This window comes from Leuconostoc falkenbergense (assembly GCF_014634805.1).
GTDB lineage: Bacteria > Bacillota > Bacilli > Lactobacillales > Lactobacillaceae > Leuconostoc > Leuconostoc falkenbergense.
Map to the genome: position 1 here is coordinate 55657 of NZ_BMBS01000001.1, position 22244 is coordinate 77900.

Annotated in this window: 23 protein-coding genes and 1 tRNA gene; 2 read left to right on the forward strand and 22 right to left on the reverse strand. The window is 39.3% G+C overall.

Annotation, left to right across the window (positions count from 1 at the left end; genetic code table 11):
• The first annotated feature begins 119 nt into the window (after positions 1-119).
• Complete coding sequence (locus tag IEU71_RS00325; protein ID WP_004910831.1) at positions 120-971, forward strand: MurR/RpiR family transcriptional regulator; 852 nt, start codon at positions 120-122, stop codon at positions 969-971.
• Positions 972-1001: 30 nt separating this feature from the next.
• On the opposite strand, the gene udk is transcribed toward IEU71_RS00325, so the two are convergent.
• From udk to ccpA, 5 genes are all read right to left on the reverse strand, one after another.
• A complete protein-coding gene (gene udk, locus IEU71_RS00330) occupies positions 1002-1628 on the reverse strand; it encodes a uridine kinase (RefSeq protein WP_004915389.1) in 627 nt (208 codons plus the stop codon).
• On the reverse strand, positions 1628-2347 hold the full coding sequence (gene budA, locus IEU71_RS00335; protein ID WP_004915391.1) for an acetolactate decarboxylase: 720 nt from the start codon (positions 2345-2347) through the stop codon (positions 1628-1630). The genes udk and budA overlap by 1 nt, the downstream gene beginning before the upstream one ends.
• 85 nt (positions 2348-2432) lie before the next feature.
• Positions 2433-3785 carry an MFS transporter gene (locus IEU71_RS00340; RefSeq protein WP_004915392.1) on the reverse strand — a complete coding sequence of 451 codons (1353 nt, stop codon included), beginning with the start codon at positions 3783-3785 and terminating at the stop codon, positions 2433-2435.
• Between the two features lie 86 nt (positions 3786-3871).
• Entirely contained in the window at positions 3872-5737 is a 1866-nt protein-coding gene (locus IEU71_RS00345; RefSeq protein ID WP_004915395.1) for an acyltransferase family protein, read from the reverse strand.
• Positions 5738-5937: 200 nt separating this feature from the next.
• Complete coding sequence (gene ccpA, locus IEU71_RS00350) at positions 5938-6954, reverse strand: catabolite control protein A (RefSeq protein WP_004915397.1); 1017 nt, start codon at positions 6952-6954, stop codon at positions 5938-5940.
• A gap of 206 nt (positions 6955-7160) precedes the next feature.
• On the opposite strand from ccpA, the gene IEU71_RS00355 reads away from it, so the two are divergent.
• Complete coding sequence (locus IEU71_RS00355; protein WP_004915398.1) at positions 7161-8258, forward strand: M24 family metallopeptidase; 1098 nt, start codon at positions 7161-7163, stop codon at positions 8256-8258.
• Positions 8259-8297: 39 nt separating this feature from the next.
• On the opposite strand, the gene IEU71_RS00360 is transcribed toward IEU71_RS00355, so the two are convergent.
• The 17 genes from IEU71_RS00360 to coaE form a co-directional block, all read right to left on the reverse strand.
• Positions 8298-9035 (reverse strand): CPBP family intramembrane glutamic endopeptidase, encoded by a 738-nt coding sequence (locus IEU71_RS00360; RefSeq protein ID WP_004915400.1) that lies wholly within the window; start codon positions 9033-9035, stop codon positions 8298-8300.
• Positions 9028-9231: a hypothetical protein gene (locus tag IEU71_RS00365; RefSeq protein WP_004915404.1), complete on the reverse strand. Its 204-nt coding sequence runs from the start codon at positions 9229-9231 to the stop codon at positions 9028-9030. Before IEU71_RS00365 ends, IEU71_RS00360 begins: the two co-directional genes overlap by 8 nt.
• A complete protein-coding gene (locus IEU71_RS00370) occupies positions 9232-10065 on the reverse strand; it encodes a Cof-type HAD-IIB family hydrolase (protein WP_004915407.1) in 834 nt (277 codons plus the stop codon).
• 46 nt (positions 10066-10111) lie between these two features.
• Positions 10112-10564, reverse strand: a complete 453-nt coding sequence (locus tag IEU71_RS00375) for a SprT family protein (protein WP_004915411.1) — start codon at positions 10562-10564, stop codon at positions 10112-10114.
• Complete coding sequence (locus tag IEU71_RS00380; protein WP_004915414.1) at positions 10561-12069, reverse strand: ABC transporter permease/substrate-binding protein; 1509 nt, start codon at positions 12067-12069, stop codon at positions 10561-10563. The genes IEU71_RS00375 and IEU71_RS00380 overlap by 4 nt, the downstream gene beginning before the upstream one ends.
• A 247-nt stretch (positions 12070-12316) precedes the next feature.
• Positions 12317-12799, reverse strand: coding sequence for a free L-methionine (R)-S-oxide reductase MsrC (gene msrC, locus IEU71_RS00385; protein ID WP_004915417.1), 483 nt, complete (start codon positions 12797-12799; stop codon positions 12317-12319).
• A gap of 341 nt (positions 12800-13140) precedes the next feature.
• Positions 13141-13389 (reverse strand): acyl carrier protein, encoded by a 249-nt coding sequence (locus IEU71_RS00390; RefSeq protein ID WP_004915420.1) that lies wholly within the window; start codon positions 13387-13389, stop codon positions 13141-13143.
• A 50-nt stretch (positions 13390-13439) separates the two neighbouring features.
• Complete coding sequence (plsX, locus tag IEU71_RS00395) at positions 13440-14486, reverse strand: phosphate acyltransferase PlsX (protein WP_004915422.1); 1047 nt, start codon at positions 14484-14486, stop codon at positions 13440-13442.
• An 85-nt stretch (positions 14487-14571) separates the two neighbouring features.
• On the reverse strand, positions 14572-16602 hold the full coding sequence (gene recG, locus IEU71_RS00400; RefSeq protein WP_004915425.1) for an ATP-dependent DNA helicase RecG: 2031 nt from the start codon (positions 16600-16602) through the stop codon (positions 14572-14574).
• Between the two features lie 49 nt (positions 16603-16651).
• Positions 16652-16722 (reverse strand) — tRNA-Cys (locus IEU71_RS00405).
• Between the two features lie 71 nt (positions 16723-16793).
• Positions 16794-17180 (reverse strand): immunity protein Imm33 domain-containing protein, encoded by a 387-nt coding sequence (locus IEU71_RS00410; protein WP_004915427.1) that lies wholly within the window; start codon positions 17178-17180, stop codon positions 16794-16796.
• A gap of 72 nt (positions 17181-17252) precedes the next feature.
• Complete coding sequence (locus IEU71_RS00415; protein ID WP_004915431.1) at positions 17253-17555, reverse strand: hypothetical protein; 303 nt, start codon at positions 17553-17555, stop codon at positions 17253-17255.
• Positions 17552-18319, reverse strand: a complete 768-nt coding sequence (locus IEU71_RS00420) for a YibE/F family protein (protein ID WP_004915435.1) — start codon at positions 18317-18319, stop codon at positions 17552-17554. Before IEU71_RS00420 ends, IEU71_RS00415 begins: the two co-directional genes overlap by 4 nt.
• Positions 18316-19401 (reverse strand): YibE/F family protein, encoded by a 1086-nt coding sequence (locus IEU71_RS00425; protein ID WP_004915438.1) that lies wholly within the window; start codon positions 19399-19401, stop codon positions 18316-18318. Before IEU71_RS00425 ends, IEU71_RS00420 begins: the two co-directional genes overlap by 4 nt.
• A complete protein-coding gene (dnaI, locus tag IEU71_RS00430) occupies positions 19398-20318 on the reverse strand; it encodes a primosomal protein DnaI (protein WP_004915441.1) in 921 nt (306 codons plus the stop codon). The genes IEU71_RS00425 and dnaI overlap by 4 nt, the downstream gene beginning before the upstream one ends.
• A 1-nt stretch (position 20319) precedes the next feature.
• Positions 20320-21627: a DnaD domain protein gene (locus tag IEU71_RS00435; RefSeq protein ID WP_004915443.1), complete on the reverse strand. Its 1308-nt coding sequence runs from the start codon at positions 21625-21627 to the stop codon at positions 20320-20322.
• On the reverse strand, positions 21611-22231 hold the full coding sequence (coaE, locus tag IEU71_RS00440; protein WP_004915446.1) for a dephospho-CoA kinase: 621 nt from the start codon (positions 22229-22231) through the stop codon (positions 21611-21613). Before coaE ends, IEU71_RS00435 begins: the two co-directional genes overlap by 17 nt.
• Between the last annotated feature and the right edge of the window lie 13 nt (positions 22232-22244).

Consider the following 22244-nt stretch of genomic DNA (forward strand, 5'->3'; position numbering starts at 1 on the left):
CTTTATTTTTTGTGTTTTTAGTACACTTTTATTATATGAAAATAATTTACAGTTTGCAACCCTTTATTGAAAAATGTTTTCTCATCTTGTATGATTAGTATATTGGAGTACAAATTACTATGCCGAAAAACATCATTACCCAACTCAGGGTACAGCGCAAACAATATAATACAACTGAACAGAAATTAATTGATTATATTATTCATAATGTTTCACAGGCACAAGAAGCCACGATTCAAGAAATGTCTGATGGTTCTGGTGTTTCAACAGCAACCATTTCACGATTTGTCAAAAAAATTGGTTTCGATTCTTTTCGTGATTTTTCAGTTGATCTTGCCCGCATCTCAGTTCAGAAATCACCTGTGGAATTTTTTGGGGAAATTGTGGACACAGATGACACCGTTGCCATTGCTCAAAAGGTTTTTCGTGGCGCTGAAAATGCACTCGCAGCTACGGTTAATAACTTGACAATTGACCAACTAGAGCAAGCCACGCAATGTTTGATTAGTGCACGACGGGTTGGCTTTTTTGGCATTGGTGGGTCGTCAATTGTTGCTTTTAACGCCTATCACAAATTTTTACGAACACCGATTGATGTCATTGCCCATCCTGATTATGACGTCCAATTAATGCAGGCCGTTAGACTTGATCACACGGATGTTGCCGTTGTCATTTCGCATTCTGGACGTAACAAAGATACTTTGCTAATTGCTCAAAAATTATCTGAGAATCATGTCAAAATCATTGCTATTACATCTTTCCCAGACTCACCGCTTGCTAAACTTGCAGATTTAGTGTTGTTATCCCTAGCCGAAGAGGTTAATTTTCGTAGCGAATCAATGAGTTCACTGATAGCCCAAATCACGATTATTGATACCCTGTTCACTTTGGTTGGTTCACAATTATCGGAAGACACACAAAGTGTCGTTGATACGATGCGCGATACAATTGAAGAAACACGTGCACAATAAAAAGCGACGTTTATAAATAAACGTCGCTTTTTATTGTGCTTTCAACATAGCTAGTATTTGGTTGGTAATCATATCAATAGCAACCTTATTTTGTCCACCCTCGGGGACAATGATATTTGCATAGCGCTTGGTTGGCTCAACAAATTGATGATACATTGGCTTCACTGTCGCAAGATATTGTTCAATAACACCACGAACCGTGCGACCACGTTCTTCAATATCTCGTTCCAAACGTCGTAAGAAACGAATATCATCATCAGTGTCAACGTACACTTTTAAATCAAGTAAATCACGGACTCGTTTGTCATTAAATAACAAAACGCCGTCAACAATAATGACATCAGCTGGAAGCACATGAATCACATCACTGGAACGTGTGTGTTTCTCATAATCATAGACAGGTTTGTCAATAGCTTCTCTAGCCAACAAGCGACCTAAGTCAGCAACAAACAAGTCAGTTTCAAAAGAATCAGGGTGATCATAATTCGTTTTGACGCGTTCTTCAAATGGCTTGTCAGACTGGTCGCGATAGTATGCATCTTGTTGTAACAAAATAGCACTGTTATCAGGAATACGTGCCACTAATTCGCGACTCACTGTCGTTTTTCCCGAGCCAGAACCACCGGTTACACCAATGACTAATGGTTTTTGCGCCATTATTTTCTTCCTCCCTCACTTGCTTCAATGCCATCTTGCAAACCGGCCATATCTTGTTTCATTGCTCTAAAATCATGATTATCAATTGGTAAGTGCTGCTCAAACTCATCAAAAATCAATAAACTGCCTACCATATCATCAGCCTCGAAATCTAACACATGACCAGCAAATTGATGATCATCAGCGAGAAAATGCAAATGCCAGCCAGCCGCAGTAGCGCCACCGAAGACAGCTGGTGCATAATAACCAACAAGTGTGCCTTGCACATCACGGGTTTCAAATTCTGGTTGGTGCTGCGCAACTGTCAAAAGACTAGGATACGGTTTTGTCTGTTTTGGTGCCACGCGAACATGAACGTGAGTAAAATGACCATGTAATTTCAAAGCTGAAAAAACGTTGTCGATTTGTTTTTCTGTTAATTGCGATGATAAATTTTGGTAAGTCGTTGCATTAAATGGTAATTGATAACTAATGTCTGGCTGATCAAAATGAACTGACGCGAATGGTAATGTCGTTTCCTTATCAGTAATATGGTTCACTGCACCGGTACTATCTGCTTGGTAAACATCACCATTTAAAATGATGACTTCGCCATCCAACCCATCCAGTGTTCCAATGCCTGTATCACCGTGTGTAAGCAATTCACCGACCGTAATCGTTCCCGCCATTTGCTTGGCCATTAATTGTGCTAAAGTACCATGCTGATATACTGTTGTCATTTTTTTGCCTCATTTCTACTAATTCTTATTTTAAGTGAATAAAAAAGGACTGTAAAGCCCTTTTACTATTTTGCACCCAATTGATTCAATTTTTACTATGAGGTAATCGCATCGCTAACAAAATACCAATTGCTGGTACCAATATAAACCAACCACTAGTTCGCGTCAATGCTACACCAATTGACTCAATTCGACCAAAACGAGTCACTAATATACCCAAAATGACAACGCTTCCTGCGCCAATAACCTGACGCATAGTTGTAATGACCGCTGTGCCATGGCTCACAAGTTCTTTTGGTAAAACATTATTTGCTGCAGTCACAGCTGGCATCATGATAAAAGCGTTACCACCTTCAAGCAAAATAGCTGCCACTAGACCAAAAAGCCATGATTGCGTACCTAACTGATTTAACAAAAGATAGCCAACAATCATCATTACCATGCCAATATAAACAAGATTTTTCAATCCTATGCGCGTTAATAAATAACCCGCCCTTGGGTTTAATTGGCTGAGTACAACCGCTGCCGGTACCATAAGCAGTCCAGACCATAGTGGCGTAATATGAAAGACACGTTGATAAAATAGTGGCATCAAGACCGTAGCTGTAATCAGTCCTGAATAAGATAGTCCTGTCAAAATCATAGCTGGCGTAAAACCACGATACTTAAATACTGATAAATTAAGAAATGGTTGTTGATGACTCATTTGACGGACAACAAAAGTCACTAATAAAGCGATGCTTATGATGACAATAAGCCACCATGTTATCGTTAGTTTCGTGTTTGCAATAGTTGATAGACTGTATAGTAACCCACCGAAACCAATTAACGTGATTGCCGATACCCAATCAAATTTTGAATGATGAATGGTATGCGTATTTTCAATTAAAGGTTGCAAACTCACGGTGAGCAGGACCAGAGTTACAAGAAATAATCCAAATAAAGCCCGCCAAGAAACATACTGCAAAACGATACCAGAAATAATTGGTCCCACTGCTAGAGCTGACCCCATCACCAAACCAACCACGCCCATGGTGAGACCACGATCTGATTTCGCTGTATTTTCAATGATAACACTTTGAAATGTGGGAAAAAGCGCACCGACAGCTATGCCTTCCAGTAATCGGCCAACAATGATACCAGCAAAAGATGGTGTGAGCATAGCAATTGCGGTGCCAATCACAAATACTGTAACAATACCATTCAACAGTGGCTTCAATAAAATGTTATCTAGCAACCATGGACTGAGCGGCATCACCAAGGTCATGGCGACCATAAAACCGGTTGTTAACCACTGTACAGTACTTGCATCAACATGAAAACTAGCCATTAAAATCGGATAAGTCGTTGTCATCGTTGACTGGCTAATTGACATAATAAACGCGATGGCTAACAGCACAGCTGAAAAAGGTGTGAGTTGCCTGATATTTTTAAACATGAAATCCCCCTAAATACGTTATTTATAATCATTCTAATCTTTTACATTATTTTTTTCAAGTTACAAAAAAAACATCTCTCGATGTTTTATTCAATATGATTCACTTCAGCTGTCTTTTCTACCAACAAACGAACGTAGTTACGATCACCAGTTGGCCCCTGATGAACACCATCATCCGCGAACCAATCCGTGTGTTGTTTGGCCAGACTAAACCAATCAATCACGTGCAAATTCTTGTAGTCTTTTTGTGCAGCAGCAAGCATATCATTATTACTATTTTGCCATGGCTTACTTTGAACAAAATTGTTCATCCAATACACTTGTCGCTTAGCACCAAAAGTATGCATCATGCGATCTAAATCAGGCCTTTTCACTTCACCGTTGGTGCCCAGACCCATTAAAATATTGGGAGCCAGTTTGCCACTATGTGCCATGCCATCTATGATACCCGGAGTTTGATAAGCCTGACGCCCAACTTCTGCATCAACGTTCATGTTCGGATCAACTTCTTGCAAATAAGGTGCGGCATCTAACATGACTGAGTCGCCAATTGCTGTGAATTGCATATTCTTAAAGGCTAGGTAGGCGTTTGTTTGTAATCCGTAATCAGCAATAATCTTTTGATCACCCTCAGACAACTGCGCATGCTTTGTTTTACTTTGGGCAGAAGATGAAGCTGCTTTTTCAGCAATTTTATTACGTTTTGCAACTTCTGCCTGATTTTTAGTTAATTGTTTTTGCAATCGTGTTTTAGGATGAGGTAAAGCAGCTTTTTTATCTGCTAGTCCATGACCGACAAACAATAACAAAAGTAGGGCCGGTGTCATAAAGAGGAAAAAACGATTACGAGAATGCAATAGCCAGTGCCAAAATTGGTGTAGCTTGCCATCACGTCGTATAACATTTTCAATATACCGATAGCTTAATTCACTTAATACCAGAACTAATATAACTTCTATTAGTAAATTAACAAAGGTTGGCTCATAATTTGAGACAAATTTTTCATAAAAAACAAAGACCGGCAATTGATAGAGATAGATACTATAAGACCGTGTGCCAAGATAATTCAATATTTTATTGTCGAGCAATCGACTGTACCACGAAGCAGGATGTGCCGTAACGGCAACCAATATGGCAACATCAGCAGTAAATAAATACATTAAACCATAATAGGTTGCAGTGAATTGTCCATTTACCCATATCATCCCAGCAATCAAAATAACTAAAGCAGCTGTCCCAATACTATTTAAATACAGTCTTGTTTTGTCTTCAATTTGTGTCGATAACTTGCTAGATGGCCAAACAAAAGCCAAGGCGGTGCCTAACAATATTGCAAAAACACGCGTATCAGTGCCATAATAAACCCGATTAATGGTGGTCGGTGAGTATAAGATTGCCATTAATATTGCACTGATAAGTGAAGCAGTCAATAAACCAATCGCAACATTAAGTCGCTTATAACCCTTTTTGAGAATAAACCAGACGACAAACGGCCAAATAAGATAAAATTGTCCCTCAATCGACAATGACCATAAATGAGTAAACGGTGATTCACCACCAAATTGTTGAAAATAGGATTGTCCATGCCCAATCGCCCAAAAATTATAGGCATAGGTCAAATTAGTTAATATAACTTGCCGTAAATTAAAAATTAGTCGCTGATCAAAAGCTAAAATAACGGTTGTCGTCATCAAAAGCATCATAACTAATGCTGGATAAAGCCGTTTTAATCGACGTATGTAAAATTTGACCGCTGCAATCGTGGCCGTTCTATCATATTCTTGGATCAAAATGTCTGTAATTAAATAACCAGAAATGACAAAAAAAAGTGGTACGCCTAGCCACCCACCAACAATTTTAGTCGGCAATAAATGAAATAAAATTACCCCGCATACGGCGAGTGCGCGCAACCCATCAAATCCAGTAATATAGCGTCTCTTTTGATTATTCATGAGATTATAACCATCAATTCCCACCCAGTAAAGATTTTGTCGTTATTTTTACATCTAGATGCAAAATAAAAAGCAAACCATCTGTTTTAGTTTACTTTCATTAATATAATATGTCAATTATTTCGATTATGTTTCTTTAAAATTAAAGTCAAACACAAAAATTAAGAAAACGAACCAAAAAAGACTTGTTTCACGCAATTTTAAGGTTGTGGGTTAATTGTTGTACCGCGCTTTTCAAAGGTATGTGGCAATTGTACTTGCATATCATCAACCACTTCGTTATTCATTAGCTTTGTTAACATTCTCATTGCTACCGCACCAATGTCGTATTTAGGTTGGCCAATTGATGTCAACTCAGGCCTTGTCACAATTGCAAACTTTGTGTCGTTGGATGTAATGATTTCAAAATCTTCAGGAACTGATTTACCGTGATCCCGCATATAATTCATAATACCAAGTGCGACTTCATCATCATATACGACAGCCGCTGTGGCTTGAGCAGCAAAAATTTTTTCGGCTACTTGAAGTCCAGCTGAGTAATCTTGGTGTGTCGCAAAAAGTAAACTATCGTCAAATGCAATATTAGCTGCTTCTAGACCAGCTTGGTAGCCAACTAGGCGGTGATGCTTGTTAATAGCATGAACCATTGGTCCAGTTACAAGTGCCACACGATCATGTTTGTTACGGATTAGAAGTTCAGTCGCCTCTTTGACGGCAGCAACATAGTCAATATTGACACTTGGCAAAATTCCTTCTTCATCTAGTGAGCCTGCCAAAACAACCGGGGCATCAACTGCCGCAATTGTATTAAGTATTTCACGATCCAATTCATTTCCCATGAAAATAATACCGTCTACTTGTTTACTAGCAAGGTTGTTGACAGCCATTGTCTCACGCACAGGATCTTCGTCTGTGTTTGTTAACAAAACATCATAATGATACATGTTGGCTACATCATCAATACCACGTGCTAATTCAGAGTAATACATATCGGTCACATCAGGCATGACTACCCCGATAGTGGTTGTCTTTTTTGAAGCTAGTCCTCTAGCCACAGCGTTAGGATGGTATCCTAACGCTTCAATTGCATCCAAAACCTTACGTTTAGTTGATTCACGTACATTACTATTACCGTTCACTACTCGTGAAACAGTTGCCAAAGACACCCCAACACGACTAGCAACATCATATATTGTAGCTGTCTGCTTTTTTTGCATAATATAGTCCTCTTTCAATTCATTAATTTGACACAATCCATATTTTAAGTCATCTCATTTCATTATAGCAAAATAAACACAATTTGCAAACGCTTACAATGACTAATTTACACGTTTTCACAATTGTTTCAATTTGTTACAAGAAAAACAACAAGAAATGAAAGTGATACAATAAAGACATAGTAAACTACGAGGTAGATAATTTTATGAACTCAGAAAAAATCAATCAATTAACGAATTGGTTAAACGATCAAAACCTAAGTGGTGCAATCATCACAAACTATCATAGTGTTGCCTATTTGAGTGGCTTTGAATCTGATCCAATTGAACGTGTACTAGCTTTGGTCTTGTTAGCTGATCATGAGCCATTTTTATTTGGCCCTGCACTTGAAGTTAATAGTATGAAAGAAAGTGGCTGGCAGTATGAAGCTTTTGGTTATGAAGACCAAGAAAACCCTTGGTCAAAGTTGGCTGCGCACATTCAAGCTGCGACTCATGGTACCTTTTTTGCTATCGAAGCAGATAATATGACTGTTGCTCGCTTGAATTTGCTACAAGCAGCATTTCCAGCAGCACAATTCATCACCGATATCACTGACCAAGTTAACAAGTTGCGCCTCATCAAAATGCCAGCTGAAATTGAACACATGAAAGCTGCCGGACGCGATGCCGACCGTGCCTTTGAAATTGGCTTCCAAGCATTAAAAGAAGGTGTTTCAGAACTCGCTGTCGCTGCTGAGCTAGAATATCAGCTCAAAAAATCAGGTGTGGTTGGCATGAGTTTTGAAACACTCGTTCAATTTGGTGATCATGCCGCTGATCCCCACGGTTCAACCTCTAGTCGCACTCTTAGTGCCGGCGAAATGGCACTATTTGATTTAGGCACAATGACAGAAGGTTACGCCTCAGATGCTACCAGAACAGTCGCATTTGGGCCAGTGAGTGATGAAGCTAAACGAATTCATGCTGTCACTTTAGAAGCTCAGCTAGCAGCACAATCACAAGCTAAAGTTGGCATGACAGCTAGCGAGTTAGACGCCGTAGCGCGTGACATCATTACCAAAGCTGGATATGGCGAATACTTCAATCACCGCCTTGGCCACGGTTTAGGATCTTCAGTACACGAATTCCCTTCAATTATGGCAGGCAATGATATGACCCTTGAAGAAGGTATGGTATTTTCAATTGAACCAGGTATTTATGTTCCTGGCGTTGCTGGCGTTCGAATTGAAGATAGTGGCTACATGAGCCGAGATGGTTTCGTACCTTACACACATACATCAAAAGAATTACTACAATTCTAAATTTAAAAAAGATGCGTTCATATGCTGAACGCATCTTTTTTAATGTTGCATTTTATTGATGGCCAATAGTAACAGCGGTATCATAGTCACACCATTATTCAGCATGTGAATCGCAATATTATTTTGAATCGCACCTGTTTTTTTATACACATAGGCTAACACCATACCCATGCTGGCGTACATTAAATAACTCAATCCGTCTGATAACGTGGTGGGAATCAGACCCATGTGTGGAAAAGCGAATATCACACCCGATAAAATGATATTTCCCCACCACCAATTGCGTCGGAAAAAGTAATTGAGAACTAGCCCTCTAAAAACCAGCTCTTCGACAACTGGTGCTAAGATCACAGCATAGATAATCATGGCAATCATTGTGACATTTAGATTTGAAGTCAACTGATTGATGGCTTCTTCATTTGCTGTTGTCGTCTCACCTGTTAAATTGACTCTTAAGTTTGCAATAGTTAACTCAATGGCCAACATAAGCAACCACATGCCAACCAGCCACCAGAAACTTTTCCTTTTTGGTGATGAATTAGGTTGAAAAATAGGCGTTATGGCCGTTGCTTTGAGCAAACGGTAGGCGTATATGCCTATCGCAATATACACCACAACCATGACCGATGCCCACAAAATCTGTTCCCATAAAACAGAACTTGCACTCGCTAATCCCAAAAAAGCAGGTGCAAACATCATCAAAAATATTACTAAACCAAAATTAATTATGCGAAGCCAAAGAGATTTAGGATTCGCAGTTTCCGTCATTTCAAGCATCATCTTCCTCATGTTGCATTTTTTGTTTTTGCCAATATAACCAAATATACCCGATATTAACCAGTATAACTAATATGACGACTAACAAAATGGTTAACCAAAGTGTTAGATAATGATGATAGTATAACAGAAATATACTAATAAAGGCCACAATCGCAATCAATGGCAAAACAATACGCGCTGCCAAATTAAACATTTAGCCCTCCAAATGAGTGTTGATAAACTCAGCCACAGCGCCTTCATTATTGGTTTTATCCAAAATCAAATTAGCAATGGCTTTAATTTCCGGCTTTGCATTGGCAACAGCTGCACCGACACCAGCGGCTTTAATCTGAGAAGAGTCATTCAAACTATCACCCAACGCGGCAACTTCATTATGCGCAATACCTAGCAAATCAGCTAATTCTAGCCCTGTTGACCCTTTATCACTGCCCTTAGGATTAAATTCTACATAGCGATCTGAACTATATGTCGTCAGCACTTGATCCGCTAATTTGGCATTAACAGTTTTATCAATCGCACGCAAAACTTCATGGTCAGTATGCTCAAAAATGACTTTCATGATTGGCTTCTCATTAGATAAAAAGTTCAAATCGTCATTAGGCATTTCAACATACGGCACGGAACGTTCCGCCATATACGCTTTATCAGCTGATGAAATATTATGAATAAATAGCGTATCAAGCGTATAAATATGGGTATCAATGTCGTTTTGAATCTGACCTAATTTGAAAATTTCTTTAGCTAGGTTGGGTGACATGCCATGCTGTACAACAATTTTCTCAGAACCATCAGCGTGCACCTCAACAATAGCACCACCATTGTAGGACACAACATATTGTTTTTCTTGTTTGTTTAGTCCCAAAGTAGCTAACGTACCAAACACTGATTTGTATGATCTTCCTGTATTAGGAACAAAATAGCCACCTTGTTGCACGAACTTTTGAACTGCTGTGATGTTTTCAGGATGAATCGTGCCATCATCATTAAGTAACGTCTCATCGAGATCTGAAAGAATTAGCTTGATCATAGTTTTCTCCAATTAATTGTCTTACATTCACTATAAATGAATACGCTTACTTATTCAATACCTCACCTAACAATGTCAAACGCGCACCGCATTGACCGCAACGGTAACGGCCGACTTGAAAACGTCTATGTCTAAAAATATCATGACCCTTTTCGCATTGATAATGCCAGAGATGCTGTGTTTTTTGACGTTGGCCAATGTCTGGTGCATATCGAATACCACCAACCTGTGACAGTAGTTGCTTGAAATCAGTATCTTTGTGTTGATAGCCTTTATGCGCAAGATGTAAATGATAGTGGGTTAATTCATGTTTAATGATTTGCTCAAACACTGGTAAGTTAGCCATTTTAGGGTTGAATTCCAATTGATGCGTCGCCAACAAATAACGACCACCGGTTGTTTTCAATCGATTATTGAAACTAGCACGGTGTCGAAATGGCTGATGAAAAGCTGTTTTTGATATGTGTTCAACCAGTTGTTGTAATTCAAAATTAGTCATTTTAGGATATTGTGCGTTTTCAAATATTTTTTAGCAACTGTCGCGGGTGATTGGTGCTTAACATTAACGGCGTAATTCATATTTTGCATGTCTTCGTTACTAATTTTGCCCGCCAAACGATTCAGAGCTCGCGTAATTTTTGGATTTTTTTTGGCGAAATCTTGACGCATCAAAGCTGCACCTTGATAAATTGGAAAAAAATGCTGATTATCTGTCAATACTTTCAATCGATATTGAACCAGTTGCGAATCAGTTGAATAAGCATCGACCACATTCACTTGTCCTTGCTTGATTGCTTGATATCGTAAGTCGGGGTCTAAACTGACCGTTGGTATTTTTAAATTATATTGCTTTTTGACACCCGGCATGCCATCAGTGCGGTCCAAAAATTCAGCGGTCATGCCCGCTTTTGCATTAGGCAATTGCGTTAAATCACCGATTGTTTTCAAATGATACTTCGAAACATCCTTTTGAGTTACAGCAATCGCGTAGGTATCATTAAATTGCATGGGTTTTGTTAAAGTTAATTGCTGTTTTTGGGCAACTTTTAAAGCGGCCACATAGGTTGTCTGTGCATTAGCACCAACTGGCAGTGTCACAGCCGGTTCAGCTAGTGTTGCTATGACAGTACCAGTAAATTCGGGATAAATGTCGATTTTGTTACTTTTGAGTGCATTAAAGAGAAAACTTGTTTTGCCAAAATTTGGCTTCAACACAACATTAGTATTGGGGTCTGCTGATTTGATCAAATCAGCGTACATATTAATCAAAATTTCTGGTTCAGACCCAAGTTTGCCTGCAATAGTAATCGTTTGAGTTGTTGATTTTTGAGGCAACATCGGCCAAACACTTCCGCCAATAAATAAAATAGCTAATAAGCTGATAAGCCATTTTTTTACTTTAAGCCTTGCAATCCAGTTAATTAACGCGCCTGCTAAAATAGCCATAATTGCCGAAGCCAACGCACCGATTAGAATCAAATTTGTGTTATTACGGTCAATGCCCAGCAGGATGAAATCACCAAGCCCGCCCGCGCCAATTAGTGCAGCTAATGTTGCTGTCCCAATAATTAGCACCGTGGCCGTTCTTATCCCAGCTATAATACTTGGCATCGCTAGTGGTATTTGAACTTTTCGCATGACTTTTTTTCGCGGTAACCCTAGTGCATAAGCAGCATCAACAATACCTTTTTCGACACCAGTTAACCCCAAATAAGTATTTTGGAAAATAGGTAATAATGCATAAATAATTAAAGCAATCAGTGCAGCCGGCCAACCAATCCCAACAAGTGGTATCAGCAATCCCAAGACCGCCAGTGATGGCAGTGTTTGCAAAATACCAGTTGCTTGTAATAACCATTCAGCGTATCGTCGATGTCGTTCAGACCAGATTGCCAGCGGTATTGCAATAACACCAGCAATCACAACTGCTGCAACTGTCAATTGGGTGTGTTGCCATAGTGCATTCCAAAATTGCGACTGCCTTGATAATAATGTCTCCCACATGTCTTCCCCTCAATATTACAACAAAAAACGTCACATTAATCTCTATTGTTGGGTAAGCATGTGTATGATTACTTGCTTGTTTTAGCCACTACCAAAGCCTGCTAGTTTTGTCCCAATAATACCGATGTCATATTTTTTTCAATGTCATGAATCACTGCTCTATTTAGCTTATCACAATCTTCATATTCTGACACACACCAATATCACGACTAAGCAAAAAAGCCCTAGCATGAGCTAGAACCATCATTTAAATCTGTTCAACATAAGCAAGCAATGTTTGGATATAGTCTTCAAGATCTGATTGGTCCTGCTTCGTAAAACGGTTAAGTGTTGGTGAGTCAATATCTAAAACACCTAGTTTTGTACCGTCCGCTTTTGTAATTGGTACGACAATTTCTGCATTAGAAATTGGGTCACAAACAATATGTCCGGAAAATGCTTTAACATCAGGCACGACGAGGGTAGATTGCGCCGTAAAAGATTGACCAACAACACCAGAATTAGGTGAAATAACTGTCACAGCTGGCTTACCTAAAAAGGGACCTAGTACCAATTGCTTCATCTGTTGGTCATATAGATAGAAACCGACCCAATTAATATCATCGACATTTTGATGAAGAATAGCAGCTGCATTGGCATAATTAGACAAAATAAGCTTTTCGCTTTTCTCACCCTGAATCCAAGTATCCAAAATTTGTGCAATTAGCGACTTTGTTTGAACTTCTGACATCTGATTGACCTCCAATAGTCATTACTGACTTAATTAAATAAAAAAACCTGCACAAATATTTAACTATTTGTACAGGGACGACATGTCGTGGTACCACCCATTTTTGTGGGTATTCCCACCTTAATTCACAACAAAAATTGTTGCTAACATACGATAACGGTGCATCCGGTCTAATCAGCTTGCACCGATTGACGTGTATGATGAGTTCATCTTCGTACTATCAATTTGACGACTTTCACCAGACGTCGCTCGCTGAGCAAATTAATAGTACTACTCTTCTCAACACTTTTTGATATGAGTTGTCCACAATTTTACACTGATTATAAATAAGTGTCAACAAATTAATGTTGATGGGCTACGATGTAATCAACTGTTTGTTGTAGCGTCACCAAATTTTCGGCATCATCATCAGAAATTTCGACATTGAACATATCTTCAACTTCCAATACTAACTCAACAAAATCAATTGAATCAGCGTCAATATCCGTCAAAAAATTAAGATTAGGTGTAATTGTATCGCGTTTCACATTGAAACGTTCTGCAATCTCATCCGCCAACATATTATAAATCGTTTCTTTTTCTATTGCCATTAGAGTCTATTCTCCAGAATTTAAATGTTAAAAACTAATTGTAACACAGATTATACATTTTCATCGTTTTGCAGTGCTTGTTTAGCTGCTTTTAAATCATCCGCATGATCAGCAACGAAAGTCTGTATATCCCCAACTAAATTATTTTCAATCATAATTTTGATTTGGCCCATCGTATTGGCAACAGCATTCGCTTTTGCGGAACCATGTGTTTTGACAACAGAGGCATTAACGCCCAAAATCACCGCGCCACCGGCTTCATTATAATCCAATTTCTTTTGAATTATTTTAAAAGCTGGTTTTAGCAAAGCACCACCGATTTTTCCCGACAAACCTGAGGCCATGATAGCTGCTTTAATTTGTTTTAACATCGTCAGTGCAGTACCTTCAGTGGCCTTAAGCGCTGCATTACCAGAAAAACCATCGGCAACAACCACATCAGCCGTCCCAGCCAATAGTTCACGGGCTTCAATGTTACCGACAAAATTAAAAGCGTGCGAATTTTTCATCAACTGATGTGCCACTTTATGTACTTCATCGCCCTTATCCTCTTCAGCACCATTATTGAGCAAACGCACACGCGCATTCTCAATATTTAAAACGTGTGACGCATAAAAGCTGCCTAAAATACCATATTGATATAAATGAACCGGCTTATTTTCAGCATTTGCACCCAAATCCATGAACACAAATTGATCATGTGGGCCTTCAAAACTTGGCAAAGCAGTTGCCAAGGCTGGACGATCAACACCTTTAATTCGACCAACTAAAAAGATGGCACTAGACAACAGTGCGCCCGTATTTCCAGCACTAAACAATGCGTCTGCTTCACCAGCTTTTACGGCGTTTGCCGCGCGAACCATTGATGAGTCCTTCTTTCGGCGCATTGCTTTAACAGGTTCTTCACCCATTTCAATCACTTCAGTTGTTGGTATCAAATTAATACGTGTCCAGTCCTTGACTAAAGGTTTTACCTGCTCTGCTATCCCATATAATTGAAATTCAATTTCTTGGTAGCGATCACGTGCCAGTTCGACACCTTTAACAATTTCTAATGGGGCAAAATCACCACCCATTGCGTCAATAGCAATTTTCATGTGTCCATCTCTTTCCGTATATCATTTATTTCTATAAATTATAGTTCATTTTAACATTGTTTTGCGTTACCCGCCGGTATTGACTCTAATCAAAATGTCGGTAACGTGCCATTGTTCGTGACAAATACGTCACTAAAGCTTTATTTTCTGGCTGATCGTCCCAATTTTTTTGACTAACTAAGTCAATGGCTTCTTGTTGCGCAATCGTCATCATGGTCAAATCTTTAACGGGATCACCAACTGCAAATTCTGGCACACCAGCTTGCTTAGTGCCCAAAATATCACCAGAGCCACGTAGTTCTAAATCTTTTTGTGCCAAAACAAAGCCGTCAGTTGTTGACACCATAGCATCTAGACGGGCACGGCCATAATCAGTTTTTGGATCGGCTACCAAAATAGCATAAGACTGTCGAGAACCACGCCCAACACGACCTCTTAATTGGTGCAATTGCGCCAAACCAAATCTGTCCGCGTCCATAATCAACATAATACTAGCATTAGGTACATCAACACCGACTTCAATCACTGTGGTAGCAACTAAAATTTGAATGCGGTTGGCTTTAAAATCTGCCATTAAACTTTTTTTCTCATCGTTTGACAAACGACCATGCAAAAGTCCAACCTGACTGTCTGGAAATTCAAGTTGCATCGCTTCATACATTGCTTGCGCATTTTGGACATCTAAGGCTTCAGACTCTTCAATCAATGGTGTGACAACATATACTTGCGCACCGTCTTCTAGTTCTTGACGAACAAACCGCAAGGTTTGATCCAGTTGGCTATGACTAATTTTGCGCGTTTGAATTATTTTTCGACCGGCTGGTAACTGATCAATAACGGATACATCCATTTCACCGTACGCAGTGATTGCCAACGTACGTGGAATTGGAGTCGCCGTCATTGCCAAAATGTCAGGATTAACCCCATTTTCGCGAAGTTTTGCGCGTTGATTGACGCCAAAACGATGTTGCTCATCAATGACTGCCAGACCCAAGTGATGAAATGCTACGTCAGGTTGAAGTAAAGCATGTGTACCAACTAAAATATCAATATCACCATTAGACAAATCTTCTAATAAATGACGACGTTGTGCAGCTTTAAGACCACTCGTTAATAATTCGACGCGTACAGATAGACCAGCTTGATCAAACATGTTAGCTAAATTAATTGCATGTTGTTGCGCTAAAATTTCAGTTGGTGCCATCATAGCTGCTTGCATGCCAGCAGTTATCACTGCATACATTGCCATGGCAGCCACCACTGTTTTACCAGAACCCACATCCCCTTGCAACAACCGATTCATGTGACGTGGCCTTTTCTGATCTTGCAAAATTTCTTGTATCACTTTTGTTTGTGCTGGCGTTAATTTAAAAGGCAAACTGTTTTCAAATGCTGCCAAGGCCGTCTCATTATAAATGACACTTTCCCCAGCAAAATTTTGATCGGCTAACTTTAGCAACTGCAACCGCATTTGGAAAACAAAAAATTCTTCAAAGGCCGCACTACGGCGTGCTGATTTAGCATGATCGGCATCACTGGGAAAGTGCATGTTTTCAATCTGCGTATTACGATCTAGGAGGCGATACTTATCGCGCAGCCCTTTAGGCACTAGTGAATCAGCATGTCCGCGTACCTCAGACCAAGCTAGTTCAATCAAATGACGTATGGTTTTAGCACTAATTTGCTTCGTGGCAGGATAAATCGGCGACAAAGCATCTATTGAGGCTTGAATCATTTTGATACCAGTCAAACCAGCTTTTGCAGCATCGTACGTGCCATACACCGCCACCTCTTGACCAACCTCAACATTTTGCGCAATCCAAGGCTGGTTAAAAAAAGACACACGGATATTTTCATGGTCAATTAACAATCCAAAGCGTGTTTGTGAACGTTTACCAAAACGATTAACGATTGGCGGCGTACTGACAACACCTTTGAAAGTTACCTTATCACCATCTAGTGTCTCAGACGGCAGCCGTTCACCCAGATCCTCGTACCGAAATGGAAAATAATCGATCAAATCTTCAATTGTAAATATATCGATGTCGTGAAGCGCTGTCAGGCGTTTTGGTCCCACACCGGGCAGAACATCAACATTATCAGTTAAAGTTATCATTTGTTATTTATTATATCATAAGAAAAAACGCCTATTAAGGCGTTCCAGAAGGTAGTAACCGGAGTCGAACCGGCGATGACGGTTTTGCAGACCGTTGCCTTACCACTTGGCTATACTACCATTTCGCGCTATCAATAAAATAACACCGCTTTTAATTATATAGAAAAAGTTATCAAATTACAAACGTTTCGTTACTTTTCAATAACTTCACCGTTGACAATCTTGAATGTACTCTCAACACTACCATCAGCTAGCCAAACTGGCGTTTTAGTTTTAGGATCCCACCACCCCTTTATTCCTAGACGATTATCCAGAACTAAGTCAGTGCCATAAGGTAAATCTAGAATGTTTTGCAATGATGGTTCAATTGCTAATGCCGTTTCAATAATTAAGGGCATAAAATTATCAGGTTGATCATTCCAAGCTTCCGTATCATTGTCGGCAAACAAAAACCAGCCAGAATCCTGCGGCGTCGTCGGTGCTAATTCCCTGTATACCCAACGTAAACGGCCTGTGCCATCAAGCAAATGTTTTGAAGCCAGCACAACGGCCTCCGGTTGATTAAATACTGAACGCATAACTGTTTATGTACGTTAGAACGCACTTTCCTCCTCAAAATAAAAATAAAATTCATGATCACAATATCATAACTAACCAACACGATTTTCTAACAAAATAGCTTGTAAATCTTGCTCTATCTCAGGTGTTTTAACCCATTCTTCCCAGCCATCATACTCTAACGGTAATAATTGATAATGGGCATTAATATAAGCAGTGACTTTTTCAACATTGGTTGATTTTGGAATATTCATTTTCAAAATGCGAACTTCTTTAATATAACCATGTTCTGCCGCATATTCTGCCCGTCCATTTTGCGAAATATTCCCTAATTCAAAATAAACGGACCCATCATTTCGCGTGATTTGTTCAATTAAATCAAATGTTTCGTTCACTTTATACCTACCTTTTTATGTTTCACAAACTGTCTCACAACCAACCAGCTAGCCACCCAAATACTGAGTAAAATACCTAACATTCCTAAAAGCATGGTCACAACTTCCATCATGAGAACTTTGGCATTCACAAACATTGCTAACGAATATTTTAATCGAATAAACCAAATTAGCAATGGCAGATTAGCCCCCAACACCCCAAAAAATAGTGTATTGATAGCAGTACCTAGAATTTGCCCACCAATGATACGCGAATGTGCATACAAACTATTACTGGTCATATCTGGCGTTCTGTCAATAACCTCATTCAAATCAGCAATAATCGCCATTGCTGCTTCTGCTACGGCGCCTAATAGTGAAATAACCATCACAACCATCGCCACATGACTAAATGACAAACCAACATTGAGCGATAGCCCTTCTAATTCTTCTGAATTTTCGGTTGAAAAACCTTGAAACTGACCAAAATGTTGTGCCACAACAGCAATAACCATCAGAATAGCTACTACAATGAGACTTGTTTGAAAAGCTGTATTCGCAACCGCTTGGTTATCCGATCCCAAATAAATCGCAATCGCTAAAATGACAATACTGACAACAGCAGTCACAACGTAGGGATTAAACTGCCAGTTAATCAAAATCATTAAAATAAAAATAACAATAAAATTAATCAACAATCCAAAAAACACTTTGAGACCTTGATTACCGCCAACAAAAATCATTAAAATAAACAGTATTAAAACCAATAATCCAATTGCGTTCATGATTTCACCACCTGTTGATGTTTAACAATTAAAGCAACTAGCGCACTCGTTACCGGAACTGCAATCACAATACCAATACCAGAAACAACCGTTTGTAAAATACCTAGATTCATAATTTGATCCAAAATATATGGCCAATTATTGCCATTGCGCAACATTAGAAAGACCATTGGCATGGTTTCAGCAATAAAAATCATGAACAACACGTTGACTAACGTTCCCATAATATCACGGCCAACATTCATGCCAGCGTGCCAATAATCTTTGAAATGATGAGCAATTTTTTCACGTCGCATGCCAAACAGCGCTGCCACAATATCAGCTGATTCATCCATAACAGCACCCAAAACACCAATGATAGTTTGTGCAATAAACAACGTCGTTGGTACTTGCGTCACATAAGACATTGTTTCAAAATGGACGCCTTCATTGGCTGTTACCTTCAATGACACTAACATTAATATCATCGCTAATAACGTTGCCAATAATGTCGACGCCAAAGTTACGACCATTTGCAGGGTTCTGCCAAGCACCAGTGCTAAACTCGAAAAAGCCACTAGCACGGCCAAAATAACGAAAATTAATAGCACATTAGCATTTTTAACATTAATATCAATTACTAAAGCGAGAACAAATAAAATAATATTGATAATTAAACTTGATAGCAACCAACTTGTTGCACGCCATTTAACATACAGCAATAACAACGAAACTAACAAAACCAGTAACACACCGATTGTTGCATCACGTTTTAGCGATAAAATTCTGAGCTTACCCGTACCATCAAGCAATAACTGATCACCGACATGATAACGATGCGTAACGGTTTGTGAGTCAGCGTATTGGTTTGACAATGTCACTGTTTTATTGCGATTCAATAGCTTGATCGTTAACCGTTGCGAATATATTTTGTCAGTATTACCATGCTCGTCAGTTGTTTTTTGAGTTAATCGTGCAGTCTCATGGACAACCTGACCAACAGGTTGTTGATAAATAATAGCATCATGACGCAATAATACCCACGTCAAAACTAATGCACCAAGCACGAACCAATATTTTTTTGTCTTTTGAAAGAAAATCAAATGTCTAACCGCCGATTTTTACCCGTCATCTGAACAGGCTTTGCTAAATATTTTATACGCTGCATGAGTCGTGCTGCTTTGACTGGCTCAACACCATCTTTTGTCTGTGCTAAATAGCTTTCCAAGCCAACCATATCAAAATTAGAAGTAAAGAACGTGGTTAATTCATTTTGCATACGATACTCTAGGATAATGCCAAGGATGGCATCACGGCTCCATGATGTCAATGTGTCAGCCCCGATGTCATCTAAGATTAAATTAGAAACCGTTTTTGCCTTAGTTAGTAATTCATCAAGTGATGCGTCCTTGTGGTCAAAAGTCCCTTTTAAATCACTGATAAACGACGGAAAATGCAGTAGCATGACCTCTATATTATTGGCAGCAAGCGCATTGGCTAACGCCCCCATCAGGTAAGTTTTCCCAATACCAAAATCACCAGATAAATACAGCCCTTGGATAAAATCTGTCTTCCCACTAATCTTTTGTGACAAGATATCCACAACTTCAGCCAATGCTGTCATGCGACCATTATCTTGAATAAGTGTCTGTAAGTCAGCATCTTGAATCGCCTTAGGCATCTTGTATGCAGTTAGCTTGCGCCGTTGCATCAATTGTTGCCGCGTGTTTTCATCAGCAACATAATGCACTAATGGATAGCCTTTTTCAATTGTTAACTGTGGATAATAGCCGGGATATAGCGTTTTTTCCCCAGCCGCTATTTTGTTTTTTTGCTGAATAAACTCATATAAGTCACCCATTTTGAGTTGGAAAGCATCGGCTTTCAAATCATTTTGATGGGCATCCCAAAAAGTTCGAATATCATCATCTTGACCGATAGATTCGATTATTTCAGCTAGATTCGCTTTGTTAGCATATTGCTTTTGAAATTGTTGCAGGACTTCTGATAGATTTTGCATATTAGTTTTTCGTCTTTATATTTTTTAACTTGGCCAAAGCTGCTGCTACATCTTGTTCTGACTTCTGTGGTGTTGTGGTTTCAGAGCCAGTCGCTAATTTAGGTTCAATACGTTTGTTTTGACGTTTTGTCGCACGTGGATTATTTGTTTTAACAGCAGGCTGATATTTGTCAATCGCATCAAGTGCATTCTCCGCTGAATCAACTTTTAATTGCAGCCATGAATTGGCGATTGTTTCAGCTGTGTCAACATTCACCGTATCACGATTGCGTTTGACCAATTCATACCAAACAAGCATGTTCACAACTTCAGCTTTTAAACGAATATCTCTAATCATCTTGTTGATGAAATAATATTCGTTTCTCGTCACAAAACCGCCACCTTTTTTAAACTTAATATCCTCAATGAAGGCATTAGGGGCTAATGTTTGAGCGTCTCGAATCAATTGCAACATTTCTTGAGAACGTTTTGTTGTGGTAGCAACCGCATGAGCGGTGTTGATGTCGGTCATGTCTGGCTTTTTGGCTGCACGACGTGAATGTAGCATTTCTTGTAGTCGTCGTTCATCTAAATCCTGCGTATCCAGTGTCATGGCTTGCGTCACGTAACCAGCCAATGTCGTTTCATTTAAGCCATAGATAACATGAATAGCTACAATAAAATCATGATGCTTCGCTAATTGCGACACCGTCGTACCACGCACCAATTGGGCAAAGCCATCAAAATCAAAGGTGTCTTTTGCTTCCGGTAATGTTGGCGTTTCTGAAGCCGGCATGCTAGGCAACACGCTATTTGTCGTTGGCTTAAATACCTGTAAGAAATGCGCCGAAATATTATCACCTTTGATAACAGATTGCCCATGATGACCATATCGCTCCTGTAAAGTCACAAAGCGATCTTCACCAACGAATTTAAAAAGTAACCCTGCTAACAGTTGTTCCTGAAAGAATGCGGTTGCATCCAGTGGTGGAAACATTTGATAGGTGTAGATTTCACCCAAGCTATCTTCAATAAAATAGGTCTTGATGAGACCGACTGCCTCTAAACGACGTCTCACTTTAACAAAATCGGGCAAACTCATATTTAGACTATCTAGTACAAAATTATGATCTTCACGATGACTTAATTGTGTATTGTACGGCACCTCATTTACTAATAGATGGTACAAAGCATACCCTGTTGCACCAATAAACGGTGTATACAGATTAAAGGCCCGATCTAAATCAGATAAAGTAACTGGTGCTTGTGATTGAACAAAAACACCTGCTTTGGCATGAAATTCAATTTTTCCATCAGTTGGTGTTGTCATTGGCAGCGATTTCCTTTAAATTTTCTATCAAAGCGGTCACTTGCTGTTTCAGTGATTGCTGATCTTTATTATTGTCGATTACAAAATCAGCTCGAGCTACTTTATCTGTTAACGGCAACTGTGAGTGAACGCGATTACGCGCTTGTAAATCAGATAGCTGGTTACGTAGTTTCAATCGTTCCAGCTGAGTTGACTCATCAGTTGTAACCACAATAATTTTATCTATTTTACCATCTTTTTCATAATGTCTTTCAAACAACAATGGTACATCCAAAATTAAAATTGGCACCTGTTGCATGCGCCAAAAGTTAATTTTATCTGCCATTGCTCGGCTAATAGCTGGTTGCATAATGTCATTTAAACGCGCTAGCTCTTGGCTGTTTGAAAAAACGATATCACCCAATCGACGGCGATTTAGGACACCGTTATCAATGACGCTTGGTCCAAAAGCTAATTTAATTTTTTCAAGTGTTGGTGTGCCTGGCTCAACAACTTCTCGAGCAACCACATCTGCATCAACAATTGGTAGACCTGCATCTCGCAGCATACCACTCACCGTTGATTTGCCTGTTGCAATCCCACCTGTTAATCCTACTAAAAGCATGCGCATACCCCTT

What these genes read in the sequence shown, in the direction of transcription:
- IEU71_RS00325 (WP_004910831.1), top strand. Translation starts at nt 120, where the DNA reads ATGCCGAAAAACATCATTACCCAACTCAGGGTACAGCGCAAACAATAT.
- udk (WP_004915389.1), bottom strand. Translation starts at nt 1,628, where the DNA reads ATGGCGCAAAAACCATTAGTCATTGGTGTAACCGGTGGTTCTGGCTCG.
- budA (WP_004915391.1), bottom strand. Translation starts at nt 2,347, where the DNA reads ATGACAACAGTATATCAGCATGGTACTTTAGCACAATTAATGGCCAAG.
- IEU71_RS00340 (WP_004915392.1), bottom strand. Translation starts at nt 3,785, where the DNA reads ATGTTTAAAAATATCAGGCAACTCACACCTTTTTCAGCTGTGCTGTTA.
- IEU71_RS00345 (WP_004915395.1), bottom strand. Translation starts at nt 5,737, where the DNA reads ATGAATAATCAAAAGAGACGCTATATTACTGGATTTGATGGGTTGCGC.
- ccpA (WP_004915397.1), bottom strand. Translation starts at nt 6,954, where the DNA reads ATGCAAAAAAAGCAGACAGCTACAATATATGATGTTGCTAGTCGTGTT.
- IEU71_RS00355 (WP_004915398.1), top strand. Translation starts at nt 7,161, where the DNA reads ATGAACTCAGAAAAAATCAATCAATTAACGAATTGGTTAAACGATCAA.
- IEU71_RS00360 (WP_004915400.1), bottom strand. Translation starts at nt 9,035, where the DNA reads ATGCTTGAAATGACGGAAACTGCGAATCCTAAATCTCTTTGGCTTCGC.
- IEU71_RS00365 (WP_004915404.1), bottom strand. Translation starts at nt 9,231, where the DNA reads ATGTTTAATTTGGCAGCGCGTATTGTTTTGCCATTGATTGCGATTGTG.
- IEU71_RS00370 (WP_004915407.1), bottom strand. Translation starts at nt 10,065, where the DNA reads ATGATCAAGCTAATTCTTTCAGATCTCGATGAGACGTTACTTAATGAT.
- IEU71_RS00375 (WP_004915411.1), bottom strand. Translation starts at nt 10,564, where the DNA reads ATGACTAATTTTGAATTACAACAACTGGTTGAACACATATCAAAAACA.
- IEU71_RS00380 (WP_004915414.1), bottom strand. Translation starts at nt 12,069, where the DNA reads ATGTGGGAGACATTATTATCAAGGCAGTCGCAATTTTGGAATGCACTA.
- msrC (WP_004915417.1), bottom strand. Translation starts at nt 12,799, where the DNA reads ATGTCAGAAGTTCAAACAAAGTCGCTAATTGCACAAATTTTGGATACT.
- IEU71_RS00390 (WP_004915420.1), bottom strand. Translation starts at nt 13,389, where the DNA reads ATGGCAATAGAAAAAGAAACGATTTATAATATGTTGGCGGATGAGATT.
- plsX (WP_004915422.1), bottom strand. Translation starts at nt 14,486, where the DNA reads ATGAAAATTGCTATTGACGCAATGGGTGGTGATTTTGCCCCATTAGAA.
- recG (WP_004915425.1), bottom strand. Translation starts at nt 16,602, where the DNA reads ATGATAACTTTAACTGATAATGTTGATGTTCTGCCCGGTGTGGGACCA.
- IEU71_RS00410 (WP_004915427.1), bottom strand. Translation starts at nt 17,180, where the DNA reads ATGCGTTCAGTATTTAATCAACCGGAGGCCGTTGTGCTGGCTTCAAAA.
- IEU71_RS00420 (WP_004915435.1), bottom strand. Translation starts at nt 18,319, where the DNA reads ATGAACGCAATTGGATTATTGGTTTTAATACTGTTTATTTTAATGATT.
- dnaI (WP_004915441.1), bottom strand. Translation starts at nt 20,318, where the DNA reads ATGCAAAATCTATCAGAAGTCCTGCAACAATTTCAAAAGCAATATGCT.
- IEU71_RS00435 (WP_004915443.1), bottom strand. Translation starts at nt 21,627, where the DNA reads ATGACAACACCAACTGATGGAAAAATTGAATTTCATGCCAAAGCAGGT.
- coaE (WP_004915446.1), bottom strand. Translation starts at nt 22,231, where the DNA reads ATGCTTTTAGTAGGATTAACAGGTGGGATTGCAACAGGCAAATCAACG.